This window comes from Arthrobacter sp. zg-Y1219, from assembly GCF_030125545.1.
Lineage (GTDB): Bacteria > Actinomycetota > Actinomycetes > Actinomycetales > Micrococcaceae > Arthrobacter_B.
Window position 1 is genome coordinate 80,282 of sequence record NZ_JASKLY010000012.1, and the last position, 25,545, is coordinate 105,826.

Below are 25,545 nucleotides of genomic sequence, written 5' to 3' on the forward strand. Positions count from 1 at the left end.
CCGGGCCCGCCGCCGGCGGTTATTCGCTACGGCGCCGGTGTTTTGTCCAGGTCGAGAACCACTGCTTCGGCGAGGACGTCGAATTCGGCGAGGTCCGCTTCGCCGGTGAGGACGACGGTGAGCCCCTCATGTTCCAGGACCATGCTGGCTTCGCCGTCGGTGGAGTCGCGCAGCTCCCAGGTCTGGCCGCCGGCGACGCGTTCACCGGCAACCATGGAATCCCCGGAGGCCTGGGCTATCCACGTCGGATTGCCGGCATTGGTCTCGGAAAGACGAATAAAGTCGGAATTCGGAGTGACATAGCCCACTTCCCAAACGGGGACTCCGCTGCTGCTGGTCGCTTCCCAGCGGGCGTAATTGGAGCTCCAGCCCTCCGGCAGCTCAGGCGCCAGCGGCGCGTACCCGGCGTCGGCCGCGGCCTGGACGGAAATCTGCTGCACATCCACATTGCGGGTGGTGGCTTTGGGAGTCGGGTTCAGCAGTACCGGAACCAGGACCAGCAGCAGCGTAGCGCCGGTGGCCAGCAGCATTCCGATCACTGTTGCGTTGGCACGTTTGGCCTGCTTGCCGGTCAGTACTGGGGTTACGGGCGTCTCTGGGTCCTGCTGCTGCTCACTCACCCTTCAATGATCGCCCATCCGCCCGCCCAACTCCTACTTGGACCATTGTTCGTGCAGGCGAATAGGGTTTCGTTGGTGGTGGCGCAGGCCACGGAGACTATGATCGGAACAAGGATCAGCCGTTTGTGGGTTTTCGACAAGCGGTTCACAGCGAAATTTCGAAGATGAGGTTAGACGTGTCCAAAGGCGCTCAGTACTCAACACTTTCCCCCGCCCTGGCAGTCGGCGACGACGAGCCGGACCGGAACCTGGCGCTTGAACTCGTCCGGGTGACGGAGGCGGCAGCCATCGCCGGAGGCCACTGGGTCGGTTTCGGCGACAAGAACGCGGCAGACGGTGCCGCCGTCGACGCCATGCGTTCACTGATTTCCACCGTCCACTTCAACGGTGTCGTGGTCATCGGCGAGGGCGAAAAAGACGAAGCCCCCATGCTTTACAACGGCGAGTACGTCGGTGACGGCACCGGCGCCCTGTGCGACGTCGCCGTGGACCCGATTGACGGCACCCGGCTGACCGCGCTGGGCCTCAACAACGCCGTGGCCGTGCTGGCCGTGGCCGAACGCGGCACCATGTTCGATCCCTCCGCCGTGTTCTACATGGAGAAGCTGATCACCGGCCCCGAGGCCGCCGACATGGTGGACCTGCGCCTGCCGGTCAAGCAGAACCTGCACCTGATCGCCAAGGCCAAGGGCAAGAAGATCAACCAGCTCAACGTGATGATCCTGGACCGGGACCGCCACAAGCCGCTGGTGCAGGAAATCCGCGACGCCGGTGCCCGCACCCGCATGCTGATGGACGGCGACGTTGCCGGCGGCATCGCTGCCGCCCGCGAGGGAACCGACGTCGACGCCCTGATGGGCATCGGCGGCACGCCGGAAGGCATCATCACCGCCTGCGCCATCAAGACCCTCGGCGGCGTCATCCAGGGCCGGCTGTGGCCGACCTCGGACGAAGAAAAGCAGAAGGCGATCGACGCCGGCCACGACCTGGACCGCGTGATGTCCACCAACGACCTGGTCACCAGCGACAACTGCTACTTCGCCGCCACCGGCATCACCGACGGCGACCTGGTCCGCGGCGTGCGCTACTCCAAGGACCGCGTGCTGACGCAGTCCATCGTGATGCGTTCCAAGTCCGGAACCATCCGCGTGGTCGACGGCGAGCACCAGTCGCACAAGTGGGAGTCCTACGCCCGCCTGAAGTAGGCCTCGTAGCCCGCCTTGGGGCCCGCCTTGAGGTAGGCGAAAACCCCGGAACCGACGTTGTCGGGTCCGGGGTTTTTTGCTGCCTCGCGGGGATGTCTCCTCGGCGAGTGTGTAGCTATGGCGGGTTGCGGATGAAGCGGCAGCTCGAGTGTGCAGCTATGGCGGGAAACGTGCGTGGTGCCCGCCACAGCTGCACTTTCGGTGCGGGCTGTTGGCTGAAAGTCGGCAGACCTGCACTCTCGGTGCCGCTTGGAAGTAGTGCGAGGGCAGCGACGAACGTAAGCGGCCGGCCGGACGCCGGATCCTTCGTGCAGATATTGCAGCACGGAGAAATCTCTCGTGCAGATCAGGTCCTCTAGCTGGCGAGAACGACCGTGCGGAGTGCGTTATCTGCACGAGAGATTCCGGGCGCAGCGGGGCGGAGTGCGTTATCTGCACGAGAGATCCCGGGATGGACGGCATGGGGGTCTCCCGGAGAAGTGGCTGGATATGCGGCGGGTGCGGGGCGGCGGGGAAGGGCGGGCGCGTTGTGTGCGCCCGGTCTACCGGCGGGCCGTGGCTGCGGCCGGGATCCGGTTGCGCCCGATGAACCGGTAGACGACGGCGGCGAGGGCGACGACGACGGCGGCTGCAACGGCTGCGAATGCCGTGCCGCTGGAGGGCAGCTCGCCGTTAAGCCGTGACACGGCGATCCAGGACAGGCCCCAGGCCAGCGCTGCTGCCGGAGCCAGCCGTCCGCGGCCGTAGGCGGCAAGGGCCGCGCCCAGCGCCGCGACCACGGCCAGGACCGTGATGGACCAAACCTCCGGGGCAAGCCCGAAGCCGTTCCACCCGGCGTCGCTCAGTGCGGCGGCAATGTTGGCGCAGGTGGCAACGGAAACCCAGCCCAGGTACAGGCCCAGGGTTCCGTCGACCACGACCGCCTCGATCCAGTTGCGGGCCGGCGTCCGCGAGTAGCGGGCAAAGCAGACGGCGAGAACCGCGAGCAGGGCCACGATGACCAGGACACTGAACCCGACCCAGCCGGCCTGGACGCTCAGGATCCAGCCGGCGTTGAGGAGCAGCGACGCGGCGACCAGCCAGCCCAGGGACCGCTGGCGTTCCGAGGTGCGCTCCGAGGGCAGCCACTGCCAGAGGGTGTAGGCGCCGAGACCGGTGTAGATGGCGGACCAGATGGAGAACGCACCGCTGGCCGGGGCGAGGTAGGTGGCGTCGGCGTTCAGCGCCCCGCCCGCGGCCTGGGCGATGGGAGTGCCGCCGAACACCCCGACACCGATCATGGATCCCACCAGGCAGACGATGAAGCAGACGGTGACTGTCAGCTGCCGGGGCAGGTCCGATCCTCGGGCGCCGGGAACCGCGGGGCGGGTGCCGGGGGATGAAGTGGTCATAGCTGAGCGTAGCAAGTGGGCGGGACCACTGCAGGGGCGCGCGGGCGCGTCCGGCAACCCCCGGTAGGCTGGAAGGCATGACATTGCGCGTTACACCCTGTTCCGATTCCGCCCGCTGGAACGAAACCGTCAACGGTTTCAACGGACATCCTCAGCAGTTGTGGGGCTGGGGCAAGACCAAGGCCGAGCACAACTGGAGCGCTGAGCGCCTGCTGGTGCAGGACGACGGCGGCAAGGTGGTCGGCGCCGCCCAGGTGCTGCTGCGCCGGCTGCCGTTCCCGTTCAAGGCGCTCGCCTACATTCCGCGCGGGCCGCAGTCGGTTCCCGGCCGTGAACTCGAAATCCTCGGTGCCGTCAGCGAGTACGTCAAGGGCGCCCACTCGCCCGTGGCCCTGAGCATCGAGCCGGATTGGGACGCCGACGGCGACATCGCCGCCGGCCTGCCCGCTGCCGGGTTCCGGCCCTCGGAAAACACCATCCTGATCGGCCGCACACTGATCCTGGACCTGTCCCGGACCGAAGATGAGCTGCTCGCCGAGATGTCCAAGAAGCACCGGCAGTACATCCGCAAGTCCGGCCGCGAGGAGCTGGACTACCGGCGGGTCACGCGCGCGGAACTGCCGAAGTGCCTGGCCGTGTACAAGCAGACGGCGGAGCGGGCCGGGTTCGGCATCCACGAAGACGGCTACTACCTGGACATCTTCGACAACCTGGGCGAGGACTCGCCGGTCTACGCGGCCTTCAGCGGCGACGACGTCGTGGCCTTCCTGTGGCTCTCCACCAGCGGGTACACCTCGTTTGAGCTCTACGGCGGCATGACCGAGGAGGGCGAGCATCTGCGGGCGAACTACGCGCTGAAGTGGCTGGCGATCCGGGAGATGAAGGAGCGCGGCATTGTCCGCTACGACTTCAACGGGCTCCTGAACGACGGCGTTTCCAAGTTCAAGATGGGGTGGGCGAAGCACGAGAACCAGCTCGCCGGAACCTGGGACAAACCGCTCTCACCCCTTTATCCGGTCTTCACGACGGCGCTGCCGCTGGCGAAGAACGGACTGCGGAAGCTGCGCGGGCTGGCGGCTGCAGCACAGGCCAAGATCCGCCGCTAGCCGTACCGGGCCGTCGTCGGCCGGCGGGTGCTGCCGATCAGTACAGCACCCGCTGGTAGAGGGCATGGTCCTGCCAGGATCCCGCGATCTTCAGGTAGCGGGGCGCCAGGCCGATCTCCTCGAAGCCGGACCGCGCCAGCACCTTCTGCGACGCGGCATTGTGCTTCAGGGTGGCGGCCTGCACCCGGTGCAGCCGCAGATCCCGGCCGGCGGCTTTCACCGCAAAGGCCGCCGCAGCCGACGCCAAACCCCGGCCGTTGAACGAGCGGCCGATCCAGTAGCCGAGGTGGCAGCTCAAAAAGGGGCCGCGGACAATGCCCGTCAGGGTGACGCAGCCAATGATGCTGCCGCCGCTGAGCAGAACCCACGGAACCTCGGAACCGGCCTCGTGCAGAGCCAGCTTGGCGTCGATGACGGCGTGCTGCCCGGCCGCGGTAAAGAACTCCGCGGCCCGCTCCGGCTCCCACGGCGCCAGATGCTCCCTGTTGAGTTCGTAGGCTGCCGCCAGAAGTTCGGCGTCGGATCGCCGGAGCAGCCGGACCCGGATGTTCCCGGCCAGGGTTTCGGTCGTGATGGCCACCGGCTCAGATGGCCAGCCGGGGCTCGGCGGGGTCCGTTCCCTGGGCCTCGGCAGAGCCGACAGTCACCGCGAAGGCGAGGGCGCCGTCGTCGTGCTGTGCGGAATGCGCGGAGAGCTTGGCAATGACCGGCGCCTCGGCGGCCGGGATGAACGCGCTCTGCCCGGTCTCGAGCACCAGGTCGCCCTTGGGCGAATCCAGGACCACGGTCCCGCGCACCACGATCACGACGGTGGGACCGTTTTGCAGGACCGAAACGTCGGAACCGGACATCGACGCGGCGGGGGAGTAGCCCTCCCCGAAGTCCTGCGCCCGCTGCTCCAGCTCGATCCGCTGCAGCTGAAATTCGGCGAACGGCGGACGATAGAGCTCCTGTCCCATCTGCGTGTGTTCGGCCGCCAGCAGCGGAACGCCCAGCGGCCGGAAATCGACGGTCTTCAGCAGCTCTGCTACGTCAATGTGCTTGGGGGTCAGCCCGCCGCGCAGGACGTTGTCCGAGGACGCCATGACCTCGATGCCGAGGCCGCTAAGGTACGCGTGAACGTTGCCCGCCGGCAGGTACAGCGCCTCGCCGGGCTGCAGCGACGCCCGGTTGAGCAGCAGGGACAGCAGCACGCCCGGGTCCTCCGGGTAATACGCGTTCAGGTCCACGGCGGTGGCGAGTTCCTTGGCGTACGGCGCCAGGTCTTCGGCACCGGTGGCGGCCAGCGCCGCAGCGGTGCGCCGGACGGCGTCCCGGACCTCCTCGCCGTCGTTGATCAGGGTGCGGAAGACACTCTGCAGCCGGGCCGCGGCATCATGCCCGCTGGACAGCTCGTTCACCGCCCAGGACAGCAGGTCCGGAACCTCTGCGCCTTGTGCCTGCACGGCCCGCGCGGCGGTCCGGAAGATCTGCGCCGCGTCGTCCGGCTCGCGGAAACCGCAGAGCACCTCGAACGGGGTCAGCGCGAAAATCATTTCCGGCTTGTGGTTCCGGTCCCTGTAGTTGCGGTCCGGTGCGCCCCGGTCCAGGCCGGCGGCCTCCTCGGCGGCGAACCCGGCCCGCGCCTGCTCCTGGGTGGGATGCACCTGCAGGGACAGCGGCGTGCCCGCGGCCAGGACCTTGGCGAGGAACGGCAGCACGTTCCCGTAGGCCTCGGTGGTTTCGCGGCCGAGCATCTGGTGGGGATCGGCGGCGATCAGCTGGTCCAGCGTGTCAGCTTCCGGCACCGGAGGCACCAGGGCCGACGGCGCCCCCGGGTGGGCGCCGATCCACAGCTCGGCTTCGGGCTGGCCCGAGGGCTCCCTGCCGAAGAGTTCCGCCATGGCCGTGAACGAGCCCCAGGCGTAGGGCCGAAGTGTGTTGTTCAGCAGGTACATGGCTCTCTTTTCGAAGGTGTTGGTTGCGGTTCTCCGAGGGAGGTTACCCCGGGCTGCAGTCGCCGTTGTTGTTCAGCAGCTCGCCCAGCGTCGCGTCGTCCTGGATTTCGGCAAGGTACTGCAGGTATTCCTCGGTGACTTCCGGCTGCTCGGGAGCGGCCGGGGCCTGCTCCACCGGCCCGGTTTCGGTGCCAATGCCAGTGCTGCTGCCGGCCTCCGGCGCGGCCTCCTGGGCCGCCTCGGGTGCCGGGTCCGCCCCGGGGTCCGCGGCAGGTGCCTCGGCGGGCGGTTCGGCGGCTTCTTCTCCCTGCGCGGCGATTCTCTCCGCGACCCGGGCGTGGATTTGGTCGAAGTCCGGGTAGGTCACGAAGTTGTCGGCCGCGGTGCCGAAGTCCGGCGGACCGATGGTCAGCCGCTCCATCGGCTGGTCCTTGGCCTTCAGCGCCAGATCAAGGAAGCTGCCGAGCTGGTCCTGCGGAATGTCGGTCTTGACGATCTGCTCGCCGGCCGAAGCGATGGCCTGGAACCGGGTCAGGAGGGTGGTGGGATCCAGCTGGGCCACCATGGCCTGCTGGACGCACTGCTGGCGGGCGATCCGGTGATAGTCGGTCGCGAACTCACGGGACCTGGCGTACCAGAGGGCGGTGTACCCGTCCATCTTCTGGGTGCCCGGGGCGATCCAGCCGTCCGGCGGGTAGTGCCGGTTGGTGCCGGGAATTTCACCGGCGGTGATGGGCACCCAGCCGCCGGCGTTGATGGTGATGCCGCCCATGGCGTCAATCAGCTTGGAGAACCCCTCCATGTCCACGATCACGTAGGACTGGACCTCCAACCCGAGGATGCCGGATGCGGCATCCATCATGGCTTCGGCTCCGGGGTCGGTGGACTCCGGGTACAGGTCCGGATGGTTCTCCATGACCGTCTGGTAGAGGCTGTTCAGGATGCACTCGTCGCCGCAGTTGTAGCCGTCGGGGTACACCTCGGCCAGCGGGGAATCAGCGGGGAAGGGGGCGTTCTGGAAATTGCGGGGAAGGCTGAAGGTGATGGACTCGCCGGTCTTGGCGTCAACGCTGATGACCGACATGCTGTCCGGGCGCAGGCCGGTGCGGTCCTCGCCGGCATCGCCGCCCATCAGCATGAAGTTGTACCGCCCGTCCACGGGATCGAGTGACGGTCCTGACGCGAAGATGCTGCCGACGGCACCGCGGCCGACGTTGAGCATGTACGCGCCGTAGGCCAGGCCGCCGCTGGTGCCGATCATCAGGACAGCCAGCAGGCCGGCGACAAGCGGGCGCATGCGGCGCTCCAGCAGCGGCGGCCGGATGATGCGCAGCGTATTGAGGAACAGCAGGGCCCAGCCCACGGCCAGCAGCACCAGGACAACCATGAGGACAAAGGAGGCCCAGCCGTTGGTGACAATGTTCACCAGCAGCGCCCGGTTGGTCAGCGCGAGAACGAGGCCGGCCAGGACGAAGGCCCAGACCGTGAACGTCACCTGCAGTGCGCGGCGGCCCAGCTTGCGGCTTCCGGCGACCACCTGGGCCGAGCCGGGCAGCACCAGCGTGAGCAGCAGCAGGATGAAGGCTCGTTTGGTGCGCGCTCCGGACGGCGCTGACTGCGGATTGCGCACCGGATCGGTGAGCATCCCGGCGTCGTTGTTTCCGTTCCCCTGGTCCATGGCGGTCCTAGTCGGTGACCGTGACGGAGGTGCGCAGCTTGGCACCCTTGGCCAGGGCGCTCTGGCGCAGCCCGGAGGAAAACTCGAGCAGCTGCTGCTGCAGCTGGGCGGCCAGCGGATCGGTGCCGGCGGCCAGCATCCGCACGGCCAGCAGGCCCGCGTTCCGGGCGCCGCCGATGGAAACGGTCGCCACCGGCACGCCGGCGGGCATCTGCACGATCGACAGCAGCGAATCGATGCCGTCGAGGTACTTCAGCGGCACCGGCACGCCGATGACCGGCAGCGGAGTCACCGCGGCCAGCATGCCGGGCAGGTGCGCGGCGCCGCCGGCCCCGGCGATGATCACCCGCAGCCCGCGGCGGTGGGCCTGCTGGCCGTACTCGATCATTTCGGTCGGCATCCGGTGGGCGGACACGACGTCGGCCTCGTAGGGAATGTTGAACTCGGCCAGGGCCGCGGCAGCCGCGTCCATGACGGGCCAGTCGGAGTCCGAGCCCATGACGAGTCCGACCAGGGGGGTGTCGCGGGTTCTCATGAGTTCTCCTTCTGGGAATCGCGGCCGTCGCGGAGGATGGCAGCGGCGTGTTCGGCGCTTCGCCGCACCCGCGGCAGGTCCGCAGCGCTGCGGCCCACCACATTGACGTGCCCGATCTTGCGGCCCGGCCGGACCGACTTGCCGTAGCTGTGGATTTTGGCCGCCGGCTCGGCGGCCAGTGCCTGAGCATAGCCGCTGAACAGATCAGTGTTGGCACCGCCCAGATAGTTCTTCATGACGACGACGCCGCCCAGGACATCGGTGGCGCCCAGCGGAAGGCCCAGGACGGCCCGCAGGTGCTGTTCAAACTGGCCGGTCACCGACCCGTCCATGGTCCAGTGCCCGGAGTTGTGCGGCCGCATGGCCAGTTCATTGATCAGGAACCCGGCGCCGCGTCCCGGCGTTTCGAAGAGCTCCACGGCCATGACGCCGGTGACGCCCAGTTCCGCTGCAATGCGCAGGGCGGCGTCCTGCGCGGCCGATGCCACGGCCGGGTCCAGCTCCTGGGCCGGGGCGATGACTTCGTCGCAGACGCCGTCCACCTGGATCGAGTGGACCACGGGCCAGGGGAGCGCGCTGCCGTCCGGTGTCCGGGCGACCAATGCGGAGAGTTCCCGGGAAAAGGGAACCTTCTCTTCGGCCAGGAGCGGTTCTCCGGTAAACCAGTCCGCCGCGCCGGCGGCTTCCGCGGCGTCGTTGATGATCCGCACGCCCTTGCCGTCGTAGCCTCCGCGCGGCGTCTTGAGGACCACCGGCCAGCCGGCGGATTTGCCGAAGTCCACCAGGTCGTCGATCCCCGAGACCGCGGCCCAGCGCGGATTGGGAAGGCCCAGGCGGTCAACTGCCGCACGCATCACGAGTTTGTCCTGGGCATGGACCAGCGCGTCGGGCGTCGGCTGCACGTTGACCCCGGCGCCGGTGAGGGACCGCAGATGTTCGCCCGGAACGTGTTCGTGGTCAAAGGTCAGCACGTCGACGCCGCGGGCGAAGGCGGAGAGGGTTGCCAGGTCGGTGTAGTCCCCGACCGTTGCGGAGGCCACGGCGGGCACCGCGGAAACGTCGGGTCCCTCGGCCAGGACTCGAAGTTCAAAACCGAGGGCTACTGCAGCCGGGGCCATCATTCGGGCCAGCTGGCCACCGCCGACGACGCCAATTATAGGAAAGCTCACAAGATCAGGTTACCGAAAAGAGACCGTAAACCCCTTTTGTGCAGACGCCTCCGGGCTGTGCGCTCAGGTAACTCCCACGATCCGGGGGTAATATTGTGCCCTTACCGTCCGCGTTTCCTTGCGGCGGGTACTGTGTCCAGCTTCGGCAATTCCGGCCGGCGGCGCACCAACGGCCTCGGAGGATCATGTTTTCATCACTGTCTGCGCGCATTAGAGGGCTGGCCTCGCTGTTCTGGCGGGAACTCGCAAAGTTCGGCACCGTTGGAGCTTTCGCCTTCATCGTGGACAACGGACTGTGGTGGATCCTCTTCCACGGACCACTGGAAGGCAGCGCCACCAAGGCCCGCATCATCAGCGCACTGACGGCCACGCTCTTCTCCTGGGTGGCCAACCGCTTCTGGACCTTCCGCCGCCGCCGCCAGAACAACGTCACACGGGAACTGATCCTGTTCCTCATCATTAACGGCGTGGGCATCGTCATCTCGAGCGGTTTCACCTGGGTCGCCCAGTATCCGCTGGGCATCACCGATGCCAAGATGCTCGGGTTCGCCGGCATCCTGGGAATCGGCGTGGCCACCATCCTGCGCTTCTTTGCCTACCGGTTCTGGGTCTTCAACGCCGAGCTCGACGAGGAGCCGGGTTTCCAGGGCGACTACGATCTTCTGGACGAAAAGACCACCCGCAAACCGGGCCGCGCCCGGGAACCGAAGGCCGGCCTGCCGAACCCCGGTGCCGGCCGGTCCAGTTTCGAAGCGGAGCCTACGCCTCCAGCCGGGCAGTAATTTTCTCGGCGGCCAGCAGCCGCTCCGTGACCTGAACCTCATCTGACGCGAGCACCACGGTGCCGCCCGCGGCCCAGGTGCGCAGCGCCGCCGTCAGCACGGCCGGCAGCTCCGCCGCGGTCGGAACCAGCAGCGTCTGCTGCTTCCCGCCGTCGGCCGCTTCCGCCAGCTGGGCGTAGGTGAGGGTCAGGCGCTGCCCCAGCGTGCTGTGCAGCGCGGTGTAGCTCTCCTCCGCCTCGTAGCCCGGCACGTAGGTGTCCGCATAGCTGCGGACCTCGGCTGCGTAGTCGACGGCGGCAGCGGGAAGCCCTCCGGTCCAGCGGAGTTCCAGCGCCCCCTGGGCCACCGCCACCACGGTTCCCTCAACCGTGTCCAGGGCGGCCTGCGAGGCGGTCACCGTAACGTCCGGCGCCGAGATGCCGTCTGCCGGAGCATCGCCGACCAGTACCGTGCAGCCGGTCTGCCAGGCAGCCAGCGCCCAGACCAGGGTTTTCCAGTGCGCCGGAAGGTCGAGACGGATCCGGATCCCCGGTTCGGCGTCGAGCTCGTCAACCAAAAGGTTCGAGGTCTTGGCGACCCAGTTGTCCAGCACCTTTCCGGAGAGCTCAATCCGTTCTGATCCGGGTCCGTACCAAATGAGCGCGGGGGAGGTCGCCTGCTTGGTGCGCAGGGTGGACAGTAGGGTGGGAACGGTGATCCTTGCGGACATGCGGGGTCTCTTTCCTGTGAAAGCGGGAGGCGGCCGTCGGTGGCGAGAGCGCGGACGGCCCGGCGGGCAGCCGCCGGCCGAAGAAATAAATCCGGTGATGCAACTGCGACGCGCCGGTGAAGCGGGCTGAAATCCGGGCGTGGCGTGCCCGGCTTCTGAGGTCTCGACTCTATAGGATGCCGAAACAGCTTGACGGCATCGTATTACACGCGTGTAATTAGGTATCGGATTTGTTCCAGCAATCCACCACCAAGATGAATTCCAAGCAGGCTGATTGTGCCTGGCAGGGCTCAAAGATCCGCTGCAGGGACAATAACACCGGGAGGTCTTCCATGGGGCAGGCAGAATACACGCACGATCGGTCCATTGCCGCGCAGGCATCCGCCAGCTACGGCTCTCGGGGCGTGCCCGTGGACTGGTACGTGGACCCCGCGGACCCGGGTGCCGCTGAGCGCTACCGCCGGGACGCCGCCGGACTGGAAGACCAGGCCACTGCCTTCCTGGCCGCACACGAAGCCCTCGCCCCGGACACCGTGGAAGAAGAGCTCCTCGATCCGCCCGTCGCCCTGTTCCCGGCTCCCGCCGAGAAGGACAGTCGGCCCGTGTGGATCGGACTGCCCGGGCTCAGCGACGACTACGACGACGGCGAGCTCGGCTGGCAGTCCGACGCCCTGTGCGCCCAGACCGACCCCGAGGCCTTCTTTCCGGAAAAGGGCGGCTCCACGCGCGATGCCAAGAAGGTCTGCGCCGCCTGCAACGTGCGCTCACAGTGCCTGGAGTACGCCCTTGCCAATGATGAGCGGTTCGGCATCTGGGGCGGGCTGTCGGAGCGGGAACGCCGCCGGCTCCGGAAGCAGGCAGTCTAATTCCTTCGCACGTTCGCGTTTGCGCCGTTGTCGTTGCCCACAACGGCGCACAGTACCTTCCGGAAACACTCACCGCGCTGGCCGGACAAACCCGGCCCCCTGACCTTTGCGTCGGCGTCGACGCCGGCTCCACCGACAACTCCGCCGCGCTGCTGCAGCAGGGCCTCTCCGCCGGGAGCCCCGTAGTCACGGCACCGCCGAAAACCGGATTCGGCGCCGCGGTCCGGGCCGGTCTGGCCGAGCTGGACGCGCTGGCTGAACCCGCAACCGACCCTTCGGACGGAATCGTTGACTGGCTCTGGCTGCTTCACGACGATTCAGCCCCCGCCCCGCAGGCGCTGCACGAGCTGCTTCTCGCCGTCGAGCGGGCGCCCTCGGTGACCATTGCCGGCGCCAAGCAGGTCGAGTGGGAAAACGAGCGGCTGCTCGTGGACGTTGGCGTGTCGATCAGCCGGTGGGCTGAACGCGTCACCCTGATTGACGCCGACGAGCTGGACCAGGGCCAGTACGACGCCCGCAGCGACATTTTCGCCGTGAACTCCGCCGGCATGCTCGTGCGCCGGGACGTCTGGGAAGCCCTGGGCGGTTTTGACCCCGCCCTGCCCGGCACCGGCGACGACGTGGACCTGTGCTGGCGCAACCGGCTCGCCGGACACCGGGTCGTCGTCGTGCCGGCGGCGAAGGTGCGCCATGCCGGCAGCAGGCCGAACACTGCAGCCAGCGCCCGTGCCTTCCGCCGGGCCGAAATTTTCCTCCGCCTCAAGCATGCTCCGCTGTGGCAGCTGCCGTTCCTGATGGTTGGCGCCGTGCTGGGCGGTTTTGGCCGGCTGTTCCTGGGGATGCTCGCCAAGGATCCCGGCTACGCGCTGGCGTCGCTGACCGCGAGCATCGGCGGCGTGCTGCGGCCGGTGGACCTCTTCCGTTCCCGCCGCGCCGCTGCTGCCACCCGGACCCGTCCGCGCAGCGCGGTCAATGCCCTGATCACCGGCATGCGCGAAGTCCGCGAACACCGCCGGTCGCTTTTTGAAGCCGAACCCGCAGCTGCTTCGGCCGACGCATCCGGCCTTGCGACGCCGGCCGCGGCCGCCGACAGTGCGGGGCTCCTGGGCGCCAGCCTGGATGCCGGCGCCTTCGAGCCCAGCGGCGATTCCAACGACGATTTTTCCTCCCTGGCCGCCCCCTCCCGGGCCTGGGTGGGGGCCGGCGCCGTCGCCGCCGTGCTGCTGCTGCTCGCCGCGTCGCTGATCGCCCTGCACCGCTTTATCGGTGCGCCGGCGCTGGCCGGCGGGGCGCTGCTGCCCGTGTCCGGCAGCCTGGGGGAGATCTGGTCCAACGCCTCGGGCTGGTGGATCGAGCTGGGCTCCGGCTATCCCGGCCACGGAGATCCGTTCGATTACGTGCTGTGGCTGCTCGGTACGGCCGGACTCGGTCATACCAACGCTGCCGTTGTCGCCCTGATGCTGACGGCCATGCCGCTGGCCGGGCTCAGCGCCTGGTTTGCCGCCGGCGCACTGACCCGGCACCGCGGGCTGCGTTTCTGGGCCGCCGTGTTCTGGGGTGCCGCACCGGCACTGCAGGCCGCGCTGGGCGAGGGCCGCCTCGGCGCCCTGATCGCGCACATCCTGCTGCCGCTGTTCGTCCTGGCCATGCTGCGCGCCGTGGGCGGCGGGCGGCCGGCAAAGCTGCCGGCGGAGACCGAACGAAGCCGCGCGGGTGCACCCCGCGGCCTGGCACCGCGCACCGACGGTGTGCCCAGCTGGGCTGCGGCTGCCGCCGCGGGCTTGCTGCTGGCGGTTCTCACGGCCGCTGCGCCCACGCTGTTTGTGCTGGCCGCAGTGGCCGTCCTGCTGCTGTCCCTGCGGTTGCGCCGCCGGGCGCGGACGCTGTGGTGGTCACTGCTGCCGGCCGCAGCGATGCTGCTCCCGGTGGTGCTCTCCACGCTGAACCGGCCGCGTGCCCTGGCCGCGGACCCCGGGGTGCCCCTGGCCTTCGATCCCGCTGCGCTGTGGCAGCAACTTCTGGGCTTTCCCACGGCCTTCGACGTCACCGGAAGCCTGCCGCTGGCAGGGTTCCTGCCCGCCGGGCCCTGGCCCCTGGTGCTGGCGCTCATCATCGGCGCTCCCGTCGTGGCGCTTTCCGCTGCCGCCCTGTTCCTTGGCGCCCGAGCCGCGCCTGCCCGGCTGGCCTGGATCCTAAGTATTCTGGCACTTCTTGTGAGCTGGTTCTCGGCCTTCGTCGCGACCGGAGCCGCTCCTGACGCCCTCGTGACGCCCTTCCCCGCACCGCTGGTGTCGGCAGCGGTGTTCCTGCAGCTGTGCGCCGCACTGCTGGCCTGCGATGCCCTGTTGACGCGGCCTCGAACGCCGGCACGGCCCGGACGCACCGGCAGCCCGGGACGCACCCGCCGGTCCGGTCGCCCGACCGCCGTGCTGCTGGGGGTCCTGCTGGCGCTGGGCCCGGCGGCGAGCCTGGCCCTGTGGAGTGTTCCGCTGGCCACCGGCACCGCCTCCGGCGGCGGAACGAACGGCGTGCATGGGGCCGCCTCCCTGGTGGCACCGGCGGCGGAACGCACGCTGCCCGCCACCGCTGCGGACAAGGGCAGCAGTGCAGAGCGCACCCGAACCCTGCTGCTGCGCACCGACGCCAACGATGATGTCACGGCTGCCTTGATGGGCAACGGCGGCACCACCCTGGACGGACTGTCGGCCATTTACGCCGCCCGGGCGATTACCGGACCGGTCAACGCCGAGCAGCTTGCCGCCGACGACGACGCCGCCGCCGACCTGCGCCGCGCCGTCGCCGTCATCACAGCCGGAACCGGCGTGGATCCGCGCGGGGAATTGTCCCGTCTCGGGGTCGGCTACGTTGTCCTGCAGCAGTCCGACACCTCGGCGGAACTCCTGGCCGGCAGGATGGACTCGGTTCCCGGGTTGGCCCCCGTGGGGCAGACCGGCTCCGGCTGGCTGTGGCGGGTTGTCGGGCAGCTCGACGAGCAGGGCACCGAAGTCCTCTCGGAGCAGACCGGAAGGGTCCGCATCCTGGCCGCCGACGGCGCCGTGGAAACCGTCGTTCCGTCCGAGCGCACCAGCGTCCGGACCTCCATCCCGGCCGGCGGCGAAGGCCGGCAACTGGTGCTCGCCGAACGCGCCAACCCCGGATGGCAGGCGAGGCTGAACGGTGCAGAGCTGCCGGCGACAACCGACGGTTGGGCTCAGGCCTTCGAACTGCCCGCCGAGGGCGGAGAGCTGGAACTCGGCTACACCACCGTCTGGGAACCCTGGACCGGCGCCCTGCAGGTGCTCATCGTCGCCCTGACCGTGCTGCTGGCGCTGCCGACACGGTCCCGCACCGGCCCGGTCCGGCTGCCGGGCCGGCAGGGTCCGCGCCGCAGCGAGCCGGACAACGCCCTCCCCGACGGGGAGACCGCCGGCAGTTCAGCTGCCGCCCGGGAGCCGGCGACGGCGGCCGGCGGCACGGGTGCGCCATCGCCGGCCTCCGACGACGGACCGGCACCGGGACGCACCCGGCCCAAGCAGAACGACAGAGTCAGCGCCTCCGGAGTATCCGGCGCGACGGAAGGAATGCGCTGATGAGCCGTAAGAACTCCGGTAAAAAGGCCAGCGGGCAGCAGGCCCCTGCCGGCGCCGCGGCCCCTGCCGGCGCCGCGGCCACGGACGGTGAAACGGCTGCGCACGGCGCAACGGCTGCGCAGCAGAGCGAGCCGGAGGCCGGCCGGGCGGAAACCCGGTCCCGACGCCAGCGGCGGCGGCAGCGGGCCGCGTCGGCGGCTGCCGGCCTTCTGGTCCTTGCCGCAGCCTCTGCCGTGATGGCCGGTTCAGTGGTCGCGGACTCCGGAAAGGCCGGCCGGAGCGTTGATGTTGCCGCGGCCGAAGTGCCGGCCGGACCGCTGACCGCCGTCTGCCCTGAGCCCTTGCGGCTACTGTCCGGCGACGTGGCCGGAACCGATCCGGAGTTCAGCCCCGTGTCGGCGTCCGCCCGGACCTCGCTCAGCGCCGCGGTGCTCAGCGGACCGGGCAACCCGGTGCCCGTGTCCTCCCTGCTGCGCGCTGACGGCACCGACCTGAAGACCATCGCCGACGACGCTCCGGATGCCGCCGCGCCCCTGGCCGGGGTGCGCAGCGCCGGCATCGTCAGCAGCCTCGATGTCTCCGAGGTGTCGGTGCTGAGCGCCGAGCCGACGGCCACCCTGCAGGCCACGGCCAATGCCGTGGTCAGCTTCACCGCTGCGGACGGAGACCTCGCCGGTCTCGCCGCGGCAAACTGCCAGGCGCCGGGCAACGACATGTGGATCACCGGCGCGCGCACCACGGTGGGGGCGACTGCCGTGCTGCGGCTGACGAATCCTTCGGAGAGCGCCGCCACCGTTGACCTGGACGTTTACGGCGCGAAGGGACGCGCCGAGGGGACAGGCACTCGGGGAATCCTGATTCCGCCGGGCGCCACGAAATCCATCGTCCTGGCGGGTCTGGCGGCAAACGAACCGGCTGTGGCCGTGCGGGTGCGCAGTTCCGGCGGGCCGGTCACCGCCCTGGTGCAGCAGAGCATCCTGCGCGGCCTGACGCCGGGCGGCGTGGAGCTGATTCAGCCGGCCGCGGCTGCCTCGCCGCAGCAGGTGATCACCGGTGTCCGGGTCCAGAAGCCGGCTGCCACCAAGAAAGTGGCCGCTCAGCGCGGCTACGACTTCGTGACGCCCGCCGTGCAGGTGGCCGTTCCCGGCAGCACGAACGCCGTGGTCTCGGTGAAGGTGCTCGGCCCCCGCGGCGAGCTGCCAATCCCCGGCGGCGGCGTGTTCACCGTTGACGCCGGCAGCGTCGGCCAGCTGCCCCTGGACGCCCTGGCCGAAGGAACCTACACGGTGGAGGTCACCGCCGATGTGGCCGTGGTGGCCGGCGTGTCCTCCAGCCGCGGGGGAGAGCCCAACGCGCCTGTCGACATCGCCGTCGCACCGTCCGGGGAGCGGCTGGGCAGCGAGCACCTTGCGGTCATGCCGCCTCACAGCAGTTCTGTGCTCACCTTTGCCGCTCCGGCCGGTGCCGCTGAAGTGCGCCTGACCGGAGTCGGAGCCGACGGCGGCCTCAAGGAGGACCGGGTCGTCACCGTCGCCGGGGGAACCACGCTCAGCCTGCCGGCGGCCGAGGTGGGGTCCAACCTCGCCGCCGTGCTGATCAGCACCACCGGGGACGCGGTCTACGGCGCCCAGGTCCTCACCACGGCTGAGGGACCCGGCGTCTCCGTGCTGCCGCTGCCGAAGGGAAACATCGGCGGGCTGAGCGTTCCGGTCGGACTGGGCTACTGACCGGGGCTGCCTGCCGGCGGCCTGATCACAGCGGGCGGAACCGTCCGTAGGTGGGATCGACGGTCTCGGGATCCATCCCCATCAGGGTGGCCAGCTGTTCCACTACGACGTCGTGAATCAGTTCGCTGACGGGCACCAGGCCGCGCGCCGCGGACTCCACCGGATGGCGGTACACAGTAATCACCGCGGGCCGGGGACCCGACGCGGGAGTGCCGGTGCCGAAGGGAAGGTGCCCGCCCGATGCGGCCAGTTCCTCGAGCCCGGGAGGTATGTCCTGGACGACGAACTGGTAGGTCTGGATGCTTTCGCCCCACAGCCGTTCCAGGCGCTGCGCGGATTCCAGGACCCAGGCATCAAAGCGTTCCGATCGGGTGCGCGACCCGGCCAAATGGGCCGGTATGAGTTCCCCGCGCAGGCCGCGGCCGTGCCGGTTGCGGCGGCGGCTGCGAAACGGCCTCGGCGGCCCGGGCCAGGCCGGTTCGGCCTCGGCAGGGCCCTTGGCGGGGTCGGTCTCCGGCGTGGCCGGCGCCGGCTCGTCGCCGGGGCCAAGATGCACCCTAAGAGTTGGTCCGGTGGACATATAAGAACTGTAGCCGCAGAAGCGGCTCCGCGGGCACTGTTTTTGCTGCCGGACGTTCGGCGAGCCTGCCGCCGCCTGGGCCTGCGGCGGGTAAAGTGGTCCTCCGTGGATTCCTTAAGACAGTGCTCAAGATCAGCGTGCCGACAGGCGGCTGTAGCCACCCTGACGTACGTTTATGCGGATTCCACTGCGGTGCTGGGACCGCTGGCCACGTACGCCGAACCCCATTGTTACGATTTGTGCAAAGAACACGCCGCCCGGCTGACTGCTCCGCTGGGGTGGGAAGTGGTCCGCCTGAATCTTTCCGGCCAGCCCCGCACTCCGGGCCGCGATGATCTCTCAGCACTCGTGGATGCCGTGCGGGAAGCGGCCGAGGCGCCTGACGCCGAGGCACCCAAACGCGCCGGCAAGAACGCGCTGGAACCCCCGGCGGAGAACCCCGGCGCCCGGCGTTCCCATCTGCGCTTGCTCCGCGACGAGGTCTGAACACCGCGAAGTCGGTAACCGAAAGGGATAGTCTGAGGGCCTGCGCCGCGTATATCGAGCACGGCATCGACGTCTCCAAGGAAGTGCTGTAATCCATGGCTAAACTCACTGCCGACCTGATGGCGGTCCTGCGCTGCCCCGTGACCGGTTCCCCGCTCGAAGAAGACAACGGCGGACTGGTCTCGACCGCCCCCGACGCCGCCGGCCACCGCGTCCGCTACGTCTTGGAGGAGGGCATTCCGGTTTTGCTGGCGCCCTCGGTTGCCACGGCGTCCGATTCGCCCGCCACCTCGGACTGATTCTTCCGACCCGAACTGGTTCTTCCGACACCTCGAACTGATTCTTCCGACCTCTAACTAAGGATCCGCGTGAGTTTTGATTTCAAAGTAGCCGACCTCTCCCTGGCCGAAGCCGGACGCCACCAGATCCGCCTGGCCGAACACGAGATGCCCGGACTGATGGCCCTGCGCCGGGAGTACGGCCCCAGCCAGCCGCTGCAGGGCGCCCGGATCGCCGGATCCCTGCACATGACGGTGCAGACCGCCGTGCTGATCGAGACCCTCACCGCGCTGGGTGCCGAGGTCCGCTGGGCCTCCTGCAACATCTTCTCCACCCAGGACGAGGCGGCGGCCGCCGTCGTCGTCGGCAACGGAACGCCCGAGGCGCCGGCGGGCGTGCCGGTGTTTGCGTGGAAGAACGAGACGCTCGAGGAATACTGGTGGACCGCCCAGCAGATCCTCACCTGGCCCGAGGGCTCCGGCGGACCGAACATGATCCTGGACGACGGCGGCGACGCCACCATGCTGCTGCATGACGGAGTGAAGTTCGAGGCCGCAGGCGCCGTGCCGGAGAGCCCCGCGGAGGGCGACCCGGGCTACTCCCATGAATACACAATTGTCCTGGACGTCCTGCGCCGTTCCCTGGCCGAGAACCCGGGGAAATGGACCGAAATCGCCAAGGGCATCCGCGGCGTCACCGAAGAGACCACCACCGGGGTGCTGCGGCTCTACCAGCTCGCGGCCGACGGTCAGCTGCTCTTCCCGGCGATCAATGTCAATGACTCGGTGACCAAGTCCAAGTTCGACAACAAGTACGGCATCCGGCATTCCCTGCCGGACGGCCTGAACCGCGCCACGGACACGCTGATCGGCGGAAAAGTGGCGGTGGTCTGCGGCTACGGCGACGTCGGCAAGGGTGCGGCCGAAGCGCTGCGCGGCCAGGGCGCCCGCGTGATCGTCACTGAAATCGATCCCATCTGCGCACTGCAGGCAGCCATGGACGGCTACCAGGTGGCCAAGCTGGAATCGGTGCTCGCCGCCGGCGACATGTTCATCACCACCACCGGCAACAAGGACATCATCATGGCCGAACACATGGCCCGGATGAAGCACCAGGCGATCGTGGGCAATGTGGGCCACTTCGACAACGAGATTGACATGGCAGGCCTCGCGAAGATCCCCGGCATCCGGAAGGTCGAGATCAAACCGCAGGTGCACGAGTGGATCTTCGATGAGGGCACTGACAGCCAGCGCAGCATCATCGTGCTCTCCGAAGGCCGCCTGCTGAACCTGGGCAACGCCACCGGGCACCCCTCGTTTGTCATGTCCAACTCCTTTGCGAACCAGACCATCGCGCAGATTGAGCTGTTCACCAAGCACGGCAAATCAGTGGATGAGGGCGGATACGCCAACCAGGTGTACGTGCTGCCCAAGGTCCTGGACGAAAAGGTGGCCCGCCTGCACCTGGATGCTCTCGGCGTCGAACTCACCGAACTGACCAAGAGCCAGGCCGAGTACCTGGGCGTGGACGTGGCCGGTCCCTTTAAACCCGAGCACTACCGCTACTAGCCAGGGAGAAAACCCCGGGACGGTGCGCTGAGCGGCGCACCGTCCCGGGTCCTTGCCCGTGACGGCGAATCGGCCGCAGCGCGGCCGCATCAGGGGTCACCGCTGTCCGGGCATGCCGTAAAATGTCGCAGGGGGAGCATGGTTGCTCCGCATCTGTCGAGAGCACCGGGAAGCATTGGTTACCAGTTATGGCAAAGGGTACAAAGAGGCGCAAGGGCTGGATTGTTGGGTCCGTCGTGGCCGGAGTCGTTGTGTTGGGCGGCGGCGCTGCTGTGGTCACCGCCTCCTCCTGGGCCGGTGAGGACTTTGGACTCCCGTCATTCACTGCGTCGTCACCGTCATCGTCGCCGTCGGCCACTCCCAGCCGGCCTCCGGCACCCGAGCCCGTTGCCGTTGTCACCCCGGAGGCGGACGCCGTCGAGGTGAACCCCGCGGCCGCTCCTGTTATCACCGTGCAGAAGGGGACCATTGAATCCGCCAAGCTGGCGCCGAGCGCCGGCGGCGAACCGGTTCCCGGCGAGCTCAGCGCGGGCGGCACCGTGTGGACGGCCACCGGCAAGCTGGCGTTCAACACGCCGTACAAGCTGACCTACACGCTGGCTGACGCCAACGGCGAGACCAGCACCAAAACCCGGCAGTTCACCACCGTGGCCACCGCCAACGAGGCCAACGCCGTCATGTATCCGGCGTCCGGGTCCACGGTGGGCACCGGACAGCCGATCGAACTGAGCTTCAGCGAGCCGGTGCTGAACAAGCCCGCCGTCGAAGCAGCCATCACCGTCACGTCCACATCAGGCCAGGTGGGCGCCTTCTACTGGATCAGCGACACCAAGGTCCGCTACCGGCCCGAGACCTTCTGGGCGCCGAACAGCAGCGTCACCGTGGACATGCAGCTTTTCGGCGTGGACTTCGGCAACGGCATGATCGGCAACTTCAACGAAACCGCGAGCTTCACCACCCACAACACGCGGCTGGCCGTGGTCGACAATGCGGACAAAATGATGCGGGTTTACATCGACGGGGTGCTGACCCGCACCTTCCCCGTCACGCTGGGCACCGAGGACTGGCCCTCCACGATCGGTTACCACGTGATCATGGACCAGCATGAAACCATCCCGTTCAAGGCGGAATCCCTGGGACTGAAGCCGGGAGACGAGGCCTACTACGAACCGGTAACCGCCAAGAACGCGTCACGGATCTCCAACGGCGGCGCGTTCATCCACGAAGCGCTGCCGTCCGCGCAGCCGGTGCTGGGCAAGTCCAACGTGTCCCACGGGTGCATCGGCATGAGCCCCGAGGGCGCCAAATACATGTACGACAACTTCGACGCCGGCGACATCGTCCAGGTGCTGAACACCGGCTACGGGCCGATGTACGTCTATGACGGCTTCGGGGACTGGAACCTGCCGTGGGCGGAGTGGATCAGCCAGCCCAAGCAGTAGCAGGATCGAGCTCCGCTGCAGCTGGATGGAGCTACCGGTCGAACGGGAGCCGGTGCAGGCGTTGGCCGATGTGCTCAGTGCGCTCGCGCTGCCGGGTCATCGACACATAGCTGCGGTTCCGGCGCTCGGCCATGACGGCGCTGAGATAGTCTTCGGCGAACGTCCCCGGCGGGGGCTGCGGCGACACGAAGGCCGAGACCTCCGCTGCCAGATCGGCGGCAAGAGTGGCGCGCGACTGCGGCGAGAGCCGGCTGCTCTGCGTCAGGAAGCGTGACACCCGTCGGGACAGCGCATCCGGAAGCCGTCCGATGTCGGCAAGTCCGGCCCAGGCGCGGAGCGACGGCGGCATCAGGACCTGCGCGGGCGGGGGAGCGGAGACCCGTTCCCGCAGGGCATAGGTTCCGGCCATGATGTCGCCGACGCGCTTGGACTTTTCATTGAACAGAGCCACGATGAAGGCCAGGGAGCCGGCGGTCAGGTAAATTTCGAGGACCGCAGTCATGCCCCGGATGAGGCAGTGGCGGAAGCGAACGGCTCCGCCGTCGTCGCGCACTATCCGCAGCCCCATGGCGAGGCGCCCCAGCGACTTGCCGCGGGTCAGCGTCTCGACGGCAACCGGAGCCCCCACCATGACCAGCACCACGATGGTCACGATGAGGGTCCGTCCGAGAGCGGGATCGACGGACTCGCCCAGCGTCTGCCCGAACAGCAGCAGCACTCCGAAGAGCACGATGAGCTGGGCAAAAACGTCGATGATCGAGCTGAGGGCCCGCGCCGCGAAGGACGCCGGGCGCAGCTCCAGGACAACTGCCTCGCCGGTGACGATGGAACTCACGCGTTGTCCTCCCGGCGGCAGTTCGTGATTGGAACTCCACTGTACCCAGCGTTGGGGCGGAACCGTGGATTAGGGTGTAACCGTGGATATGGATGCCTTTAGCGCGGTGCACGCTCCGGACTGGCGCCGTCTGGACGACCTTGCGGCGCGCCGCCGGCTCAGCGGCGAGGAAGCCGATGAACTGCTGCGCCTGTACCAGCGCACCTCGGCCCATTTGTCGATGGTTCGGTCGGTGGCGCCGGAGGGCGCGCTGTCCGCGGCCCTGTCCATGCGGCTGTCCCGGGCGCGGACCCGTTTTACCGGTGCCCGGTCGAACTTCCTCGAGGATTTGGTGTCGTTCTTCGTCTTTGCGCTCCCGGCCGGCTTTTACCGGGTCCGCTGGCTCACGCTCGCCGTGGGGGCGGCGTTCATCCTCACGGCCTGGCTTTTCGGTGCGTGGACGGCGTCCAACCCCGCAGTCATCTCCGCCTCGCTGGGCTCGGACAGCCAGATCCGGCAGTACGTGGAACAGGACTTCGTCTCCTACTACTCGGAAAACCCGGCCGCTTCCTTCGCGGGAATGGTGTGGACCAACAACGCCTGGATCGCGCTGCAGGCCGTCGCCTTCGGCATTACCGGAATCTGGGGGCCGTTTGTCCTGTACCAAAACGCCATGGGCGTGGGAATGGCCGGCGGCACCATGGCTGCCTACGGAGAGTTGGACACCTTTTTCACCTACATCCTGCCGCACGGCCTCATGGAGCTGACCGCGGTGTTCATTGCCGTGGCCGCCGGATTGAGGATTTTTTGGGCCTGGGTGTCGCCCGGCCGGCGGACCCGTGCCGCGTCCGTCGCCGCTGAGGGACGTTCGCTGTTCACCGTGGCCCTGGGACTGGTGATCGTGCTGTTCCTGTCGGGGCTGGTGGAAGGGTTCGTGACCGCCTCCCCGCTGCCCGTCTGGCTGCGGATGGCCATTGGGGTTGCCCTCTTCGGGGCGTACTGGGCCTACACCCTGATCCTGGGCGGCCGGGCCTACCGCGCCGGGCACCGCGGGGACCTGTCGCGGCGGGACAGCGGGGAAGTGTTGCGGACCGCTTGACGTTTCCGGGGGCGGTGCGCGGACCGGCGTCCGGTCGACCTCCGGAGACGAAAGGGTAACGGTCCGATGCACTCTGCGGTGATGCGGGGTGGCGGCACGATACCTGATGCGCTCTCCCGGTAGGGTCGAAGGAGGATGGAGCCCGAAAGCCCACCGGAATCCGCAAAACAGGCCATGACGCACAGGCCAGGGAAGTGAAAGAGGAAGTAGTGGCAAGCCAGGACGATACCCCCCAGCAAAAACCGACGCCCGGAGGCTCCGCCGATACTGAGCAGGACCGGCCCGAACAGGGCCCCCAGAGCGACGACGGCCTCAGCGACGCCAGCGAAACCATCGTCAGCGGTGAGCACGCGGTGGGAACCGAGGCTGCGGGAGCAGAATCAGCGGCACCGAACACCGGATCGCCCGCCGACGGATCGAACGCCGGCAACGGCGCAGCCACCGACGCGACGACGACTGCAACTGACGTCGACGACGACGGCACGACGACCGCAACTGACGTCGACGACGACGGCACGACGACCGCAACTGACGTCGCCGACGACGGCCTCGACCACGACGACTGGGACGCGGCCTTTGCCGACGCCGCAGGAACACCGCCTGAAGCTGCCGGAGCGGTGGCCGTAACCGGGCCGCGCAACGGCACGGCAGGTGACGATGCCGACGTCGTGCCGGGAGGTCATCCCTCCCTTGCCCAGCGCAGCAGCTTGCCGATGCGCCATGCCAGCACGATGCCCAACCTCAACGGATACGCTGACCTCTCGGAGGAAGAACAGCGGGAGGCCGGGGACATCAACGCCGTGATTCCGTCCGGCAGCCATGCTGCCGATGGCTCCGGCACCGAAGAAGCTGCGACTGCTGCCGGGAAGACGCCCGCAGAAACTCCGGCGGCTGCCGCGGTTGCCGGTGCCGGTGCCGGTGCCGGTGCCGCAGGGTTGGGCGCCGTTTCCACGGATGCCGCTCCCCGGACCATGCAGATCAGCACGGCCACCGCGTCGGCTCCGGAAGGATCCGCGGCCAACGACTCCGGAGCGGAAGAGTCCGAGGTTGTCGAACCGGAGGCAGAACTGACCGACGACTACGAGATCTCGGCAGAGGAAGCCCGACGCCGGGCCGAGGAGCGTGAGCGGGCGGGCTCACCCAAGCCCGTCCTGGCCCGCATTTTGCAGGTAATGATCGCGGTGTTCTTCCCGGTGATGCTGCTTGCCGCGGCCATCCGGGCGGTTGCGACACCCCTGTTCCTCTGGATCGAATACCACCGGCCGGGGTTCCCGGCGGACGGCTACGGCTTCTCCACCGATGACCGGATGACCTACGGCTCATACGCCGTGGATTACCTGCTGAACTTCTCCGGTGCCCGCTACCTCGGCGACCTGGTCACGGCCGGCGGCGAGCCGCTGTACCTGGACAGCGAAGTCAGCCACATGGCGGATGTGAAGACGGTCCTGACCGTTGCGTTTGTCTCAGCACTGGTGATGGCCGTGCTGAGCGTGCTTGCCTGTGTGTACCTGGCCAAGCGCCGGCCCGGCGGAATCCGGCGGGCGCTCTTCTCCGGGGCGGTCTTGACCCTGGTTCTCGTTGGCGCGCTGATCGTCACGGCGGTTCTGGGGTGGGAGAACTTCTTCACCCAGGTGCACTCCATCTTCTTCGCCAACGGCAATTGGACGTTCCGGATGGATGACACCCTGATCCGGCTCTTCCCGGCCCAGTTCTGGATGGATGCCGGCATCGGCATTGCCGGTCTGGTGCTTCTGACCTGCATTGTCGTGCTGGTCTCCGCCTGGCCCACCAAGGCCCGGCGGGAACGCGCGCGCAGCAAGCAGGAAGCGGCCCGCCGCCGCTACCTCGACTCGCTGGAAGCGGTCTAACTTAGCGGTCTGATCCAGCGGTCCACCACCGTTGGCCCAACAGAAAACTGCACGTCTCCGGCCGCCGGAGACGTGCAGTTTTCTGTTTGCTGGG

At 68.3% G+C, this 25,545-nt stretch carries 22 protein-coding genes; 12 read left to right on the top strand and 10 right to left on the bottom strand.

Annotation, left to right across the window (positions count from 1 at the left end; genetic code table 11):
- Positions 1 to 26 precede the first annotated feature (26 nt).
- Positions 27 to 620 carry a DUF4245 domain-containing protein gene (locus tag QNO00_RS07520; protein ID WP_229967138.1) on the bottom strand — a complete coding sequence of 198 codons (594 nt, stop codon included), beginning with the start codon at positions 618 to 620 and terminating at the stop codon, positions 27 to 29.
- 164 nt (positions 621 to 784) lie between these two features.
- Here QNO00_RS07520 and glpX point away from each other — a divergent pair, with 164 nt between their 5' ends.
- Positions 785 to 1,825, top strand: coding sequence for a class II fructose-bisphosphatase (gene glpX / locus QNO00_RS07525; RefSeq protein ID WP_227891445.1), 1,041 nt, complete (start codon positions 785 to 787; stop codon positions 1,823 to 1,825).
- A gap of 542 nt (positions 1,826 to 2,367) precedes the next feature.
- Here glpX and QNO00_RS07530 read toward each other — a convergent pair.
- Entirely contained in the window at positions 2,368 to 3,216 is an 849-nt protein-coding gene (locus tag QNO00_RS07530; protein ID WP_284024114.1) for a TspO/MBR family protein, read from the bottom strand.
- A 77-nt stretch (positions 3,217 to 3,293) separates the two neighbouring features.
- Between QNO00_RS07530 and QNO00_RS07535 the strand changes: the two genes are divergently transcribed.
- On the top strand, positions 3,294 to 4,322 hold the full coding sequence (locus QNO00_RS07535; protein WP_284024115.1) for a lipid II:glycine glycyltransferase FemX: 1,029 nt from the start codon (positions 3,294 to 3,296) through the stop codon (positions 4,320 to 4,322).
- A 37-nt stretch (positions 4,323 to 4,359) separates the two neighbouring features.
- Here the strand turns inward: QNO00_RS07535 and QNO00_RS07540 are convergent, their stop codons facing one another.
- From QNO00_RS07540 to QNO00_RS07560, 5 genes are read right to left on the bottom strand one after another with little or no spacing between them, the layout of a single operon-like run.
- The gene (locus QNO00_RS07540; protein WP_284024116.1) at positions 4,360 to 4,902 is read right to left on the bottom strand and encodes a GNAT family N-acetyltransferase; all 543 of its coding nucleotides are present in this window, start codon (positions 4,900 to 4,902) and stop codon (positions 4,360 to 4,362) included.
- Between the two features lie 4 nt (positions 4,903 to 4,906).
- Positions 4,907 to 6,259 (bottom strand): mannose-6-phosphate isomerase, class I, encoded by a 1,353-nt coding sequence (gene manA / locus QNO00_RS07545; RefSeq protein ID WP_284024117.1) that lies wholly within the window; start codon positions 6,257 to 6,259, stop codon positions 4,907 to 4,909.
- A 43-nt stretch (positions 6,260 to 6,302) separates the two neighbouring features.
- Positions 6,303 to 7,937: an LCP family protein gene (locus QNO00_RS07550; protein ID WP_284024118.1), complete on the bottom strand. Its 1,635-nt coding sequence runs from the start codon at positions 7,935 to 7,937 to the stop codon at positions 6,303 to 6,305.
- 7 nt (positions 7,938 to 7,944) lie between these two features.
- Positions 7,945 to 8,472 carry a 5-(carboxyamino)imidazole ribonucleotide mutase gene (gene purE, locus QNO00_RS07555; protein WP_229967150.1) on the bottom strand — a complete coding sequence of 176 codons (528 nt, stop codon included), beginning with the start codon at positions 8,470 to 8,472 and terminating at the stop codon, positions 7,945 to 7,947.
- Positions 8,469 to 9,593 (bottom strand): 5-(carboxyamino)imidazole ribonucleotide synthase, encoded by a 1,125-nt coding sequence (locus tag QNO00_RS07560; RefSeq protein ID WP_229967549.1) that lies wholly within the window; start codon positions 9,591 to 9,593, stop codon positions 8,469 to 8,471. The genes purE and QNO00_RS07560 overlap by 4 nt, the downstream gene beginning before the upstream one ends.
- A 233-nt stretch (positions 9,594 to 9,826) precedes the next feature.
- Here QNO00_RS07560 and QNO00_RS07565 point away from each other — a divergent pair, with 233 nt between their 5' ends.
- Entirely contained in the window at positions 9,827 to 10,423 is a 597-nt protein-coding gene (locus tag QNO00_RS07565) for a GtrA family protein (RefSeq protein ID WP_229967152.1), read from the top strand.
- On the opposite strand, the gene QNO00_RS07570 is transcribed toward QNO00_RS07565, so the two are convergent.
- A complete protein-coding gene (locus QNO00_RS07570) occupies positions 10,401 to 11,132 on the bottom strand; it encodes a TIGR03089 family protein (RefSeq protein ID WP_284024119.1) in 732 nt (243 codons plus the stop codon). The two genes, QNO00_RS07565 and QNO00_RS07570, sit on opposite strands and share 23 nt — an antisense overlap.
- Positions 11,133 to 11,464: 332 nt before the next feature.
- Here QNO00_RS07570 and QNO00_RS07575 point away from each other — a divergent pair, with 332 nt between their 5' ends.
- From QNO00_RS07575 to QNO00_RS07585, 3 genes are read left to right on the top strand one after another with little or no spacing between them, the layout of a single operon-like run.
- Complete coding sequence (locus QNO00_RS07575; RefSeq protein ID WP_284024121.1) at positions 11,465 to 11,998, top strand: WhiB family transcriptional regulator; 534 nt, start codon at positions 11,465 to 11,467, stop codon at positions 11,996 to 11,998.
- The gene (locus QNO00_RS07580) at positions 11,998 to 15,588 is read left to right on the top strand and encodes a glycosyltransferase (protein ID WP_284024324.1); all 3,591 of its coding nucleotides are present in this window, start codon (positions 11,998 to 12,000) and stop codon (positions 15,586 to 15,588) included. The genes QNO00_RS07575 and QNO00_RS07580 overlap by 1 nt, the downstream gene beginning before the upstream one ends.
- Positions 15,588 to 17,315: a DUF5719 family protein gene (locus tag QNO00_RS07585; RefSeq protein ID WP_284024122.1), complete on the top strand. Its 1,728-nt coding sequence runs from the start codon at positions 15,588 to 15,590 to the stop codon at positions 17,313 to 17,315. The genes QNO00_RS07580 and QNO00_RS07585 overlap by 1 nt, the downstream gene beginning before the upstream one ends.
- A 25-nt stretch (positions 17,316 to 17,340) precedes the next feature.
- Here the strand turns inward: QNO00_RS07585 and QNO00_RS07590 are convergent, their stop codons facing one another.
- Complete coding sequence (locus tag QNO00_RS07590; RefSeq protein WP_284024123.1) at positions 17,341 to 17,895, bottom strand: metallopeptidase family protein; 555 nt, start codon at positions 17,893 to 17,895, stop codon at positions 17,341 to 17,343.
- A gap of 105 nt (positions 17,896 to 18,000) precedes the next feature.
- On the opposite strand from QNO00_RS07590, the gene QNO00_RS07595 reads away from it, so the two are divergent.
- The 4 genes from QNO00_RS07595 (at position 18,001) to QNO00_RS07610 (ending at position 21,670) form a co-directional block, all read left to right on the top strand.
- Positions 18,001 to 18,381: a DUF3499 domain-containing protein gene (locus QNO00_RS07595; RefSeq protein ID WP_229967162.1), complete on the top strand. Its 381-nt coding sequence runs from the start codon at positions 18,001 to 18,003 to the stop codon at positions 18,379 to 18,381.
- 95 nt (positions 18,382 to 18,476) lie between these two features.
- The gene (locus QNO00_RS07600; RefSeq protein WP_229967164.1) at positions 18,477 to 18,680 is read left to right on the top strand and encodes a Trm112 family protein; all 204 of its coding nucleotides are present in this window, start codon (positions 18,477 to 18,479) and stop codon (positions 18,678 to 18,680) included.
- Positions 18,681 to 18,749: 69 nt separating this feature from the next.
- A complete protein-coding gene (gene ahcY / locus QNO00_RS07605; protein WP_229967166.1) occupies positions 18,750 to 20,228 on the top strand; it encodes an adenosylhomocysteinase in 1,479 nt (492 codons plus the stop codon).
- Between the two features lie 188 nt (positions 20,229 to 20,416).
- Positions 20,417 to 21,670: a L,D-transpeptidase gene (locus QNO00_RS07610; protein ID WP_284024124.1), complete on the top strand. Its 1,254-nt coding sequence runs from the start codon at positions 20,417 to 20,419 to the stop codon at positions 21,668 to 21,670.
- A 31-nt stretch (positions 21,671 to 21,701) separates the two neighbouring features.
- Here QNO00_RS07610 and QNO00_RS07615 read toward each other — a convergent pair whose 3' ends face one another.
- Positions 21,702 to 22,505, bottom strand: coding sequence for an RDD family protein (locus QNO00_RS07615; protein ID WP_284024125.1), 804 nt, complete (start codon positions 22,503 to 22,505; stop codon positions 21,702 to 21,704).
- Positions 22,506 to 22,587: 82 nt separating this feature from the next.
- Between QNO00_RS07615 and QNO00_RS07620 the strand changes: the two genes are divergently transcribed.
- Positions 22,588 to 23,583, top strand: coding sequence for a stage II sporulation protein M (locus tag QNO00_RS07620; RefSeq protein ID WP_229967171.1), 996 nt, complete (start codon positions 22,588 to 22,590; stop codon positions 23,581 to 23,583).
- Between the two features lie 209 nt (positions 23,584 to 23,792).
- On the top strand, positions 23,793 to 25,451 hold the full coding sequence (locus tag QNO00_RS07625; protein WP_284024126.1) for a TIGR01906 family membrane protein: 1,659 nt from the start codon (positions 23,793 to 23,795) through the stop codon (positions 25,449 to 25,451).
- Positions 25,452 to 25,545 lie beyond the last annotated feature (94 nt).

Excerpts from the sequence above, each read along its gene's own strand:
- QNO00_RS07590 (WP_284024123.1), bottom strand. The coding sequence starts at position 17,895 with ATGTCCACCGGACCAACTCTTAGGGTGCATCTTGGCCCCGGCGACGAG.
- QNO00_RS07575 (WP_284024121.1), top strand. The coding sequence starts at position 11,465 with ATGGGGCAGGCAGAATACACGCACGATCGGTCCATTGCCGCGCAGGCA.
- QNO00_RS07530 (WP_284024114.1), bottom strand. The coding sequence starts at position 3,216 with ATGACCACTTCATCCCCCGGCACCCGCCCCGCGGTTCCCGGCGCCCGA.
- QNO00_RS07560 (WP_229967549.1), bottom strand. The coding sequence starts at position 9,593 with ATGATGGCCCCGGCTGCAGTAGCCCTCGGTTTTGAACTTCGAGTCCTG.
- QNO00_RS07570 (WP_284024119.1), bottom strand. The coding sequence starts at position 11,132 with ATGTCCGCAAGGATCACCGTTCCCACCCTACTGTCCACCCTGCGCACC.
- QNO00_RS07585 (WP_284024122.1), top strand. The coding sequence starts at position 15,588 with ATGAGCCGTAAGAACTCCGGTAAAAAGGCCAGCGGGCAGCAGGCCCCT.
- QNO00_RS07535 (WP_284024115.1), top strand. The coding sequence starts at position 3,294 with ATGACATTGCGCGTTACACCCTGTTCCGATTCCGCCCGCTGGAACGAA.
- manA (WP_284024117.1), bottom strand. The coding sequence starts at position 6,259 with ATGTACCTGCTGAACAACACACTTCGGCCCTACGCCTGGGGCTCGTTC.
- QNO00_RS07565 (WP_229967152.1), top strand. The coding sequence starts at position 9,827 with ATGTTTTCATCACTGTCTGCGCGCATTAGAGGGCTGGCCTCGCTGTTC.
- QNO00_RS07600 (WP_229967164.1), top strand. The coding sequence starts at position 18,477 with ATGGCTAAACTCACTGCCGACCTGATGGCGGTCCTGCGCTGCCCCGTG.
- glpX (WP_227891445.1), top strand. The coding sequence starts at position 785 with ATGAGGTTAGACGTGTCCAAAGGCGCTCAGTACTCAACACTTTCCCCC.
- purE (WP_229967150.1), bottom strand. The coding sequence starts at position 8,472 with ATGAGAACCCGCGACACCCCCCTGGTCGGACTCGTCATGGGCTCGGAC.
- QNO00_RS07550 (WP_284024118.1), bottom strand. The coding sequence starts at position 7,937 with ATGGACCAGGGGAACGGAAACAACGACGCCGGGATGCTCACCGATCCG.
- QNO00_RS07610 (WP_284024124.1), top strand. The coding sequence starts at position 20,417 with ATGGCAAAGGGTACAAAGAGGCGCAAGGGCTGGATTGTTGGGTCCGTC.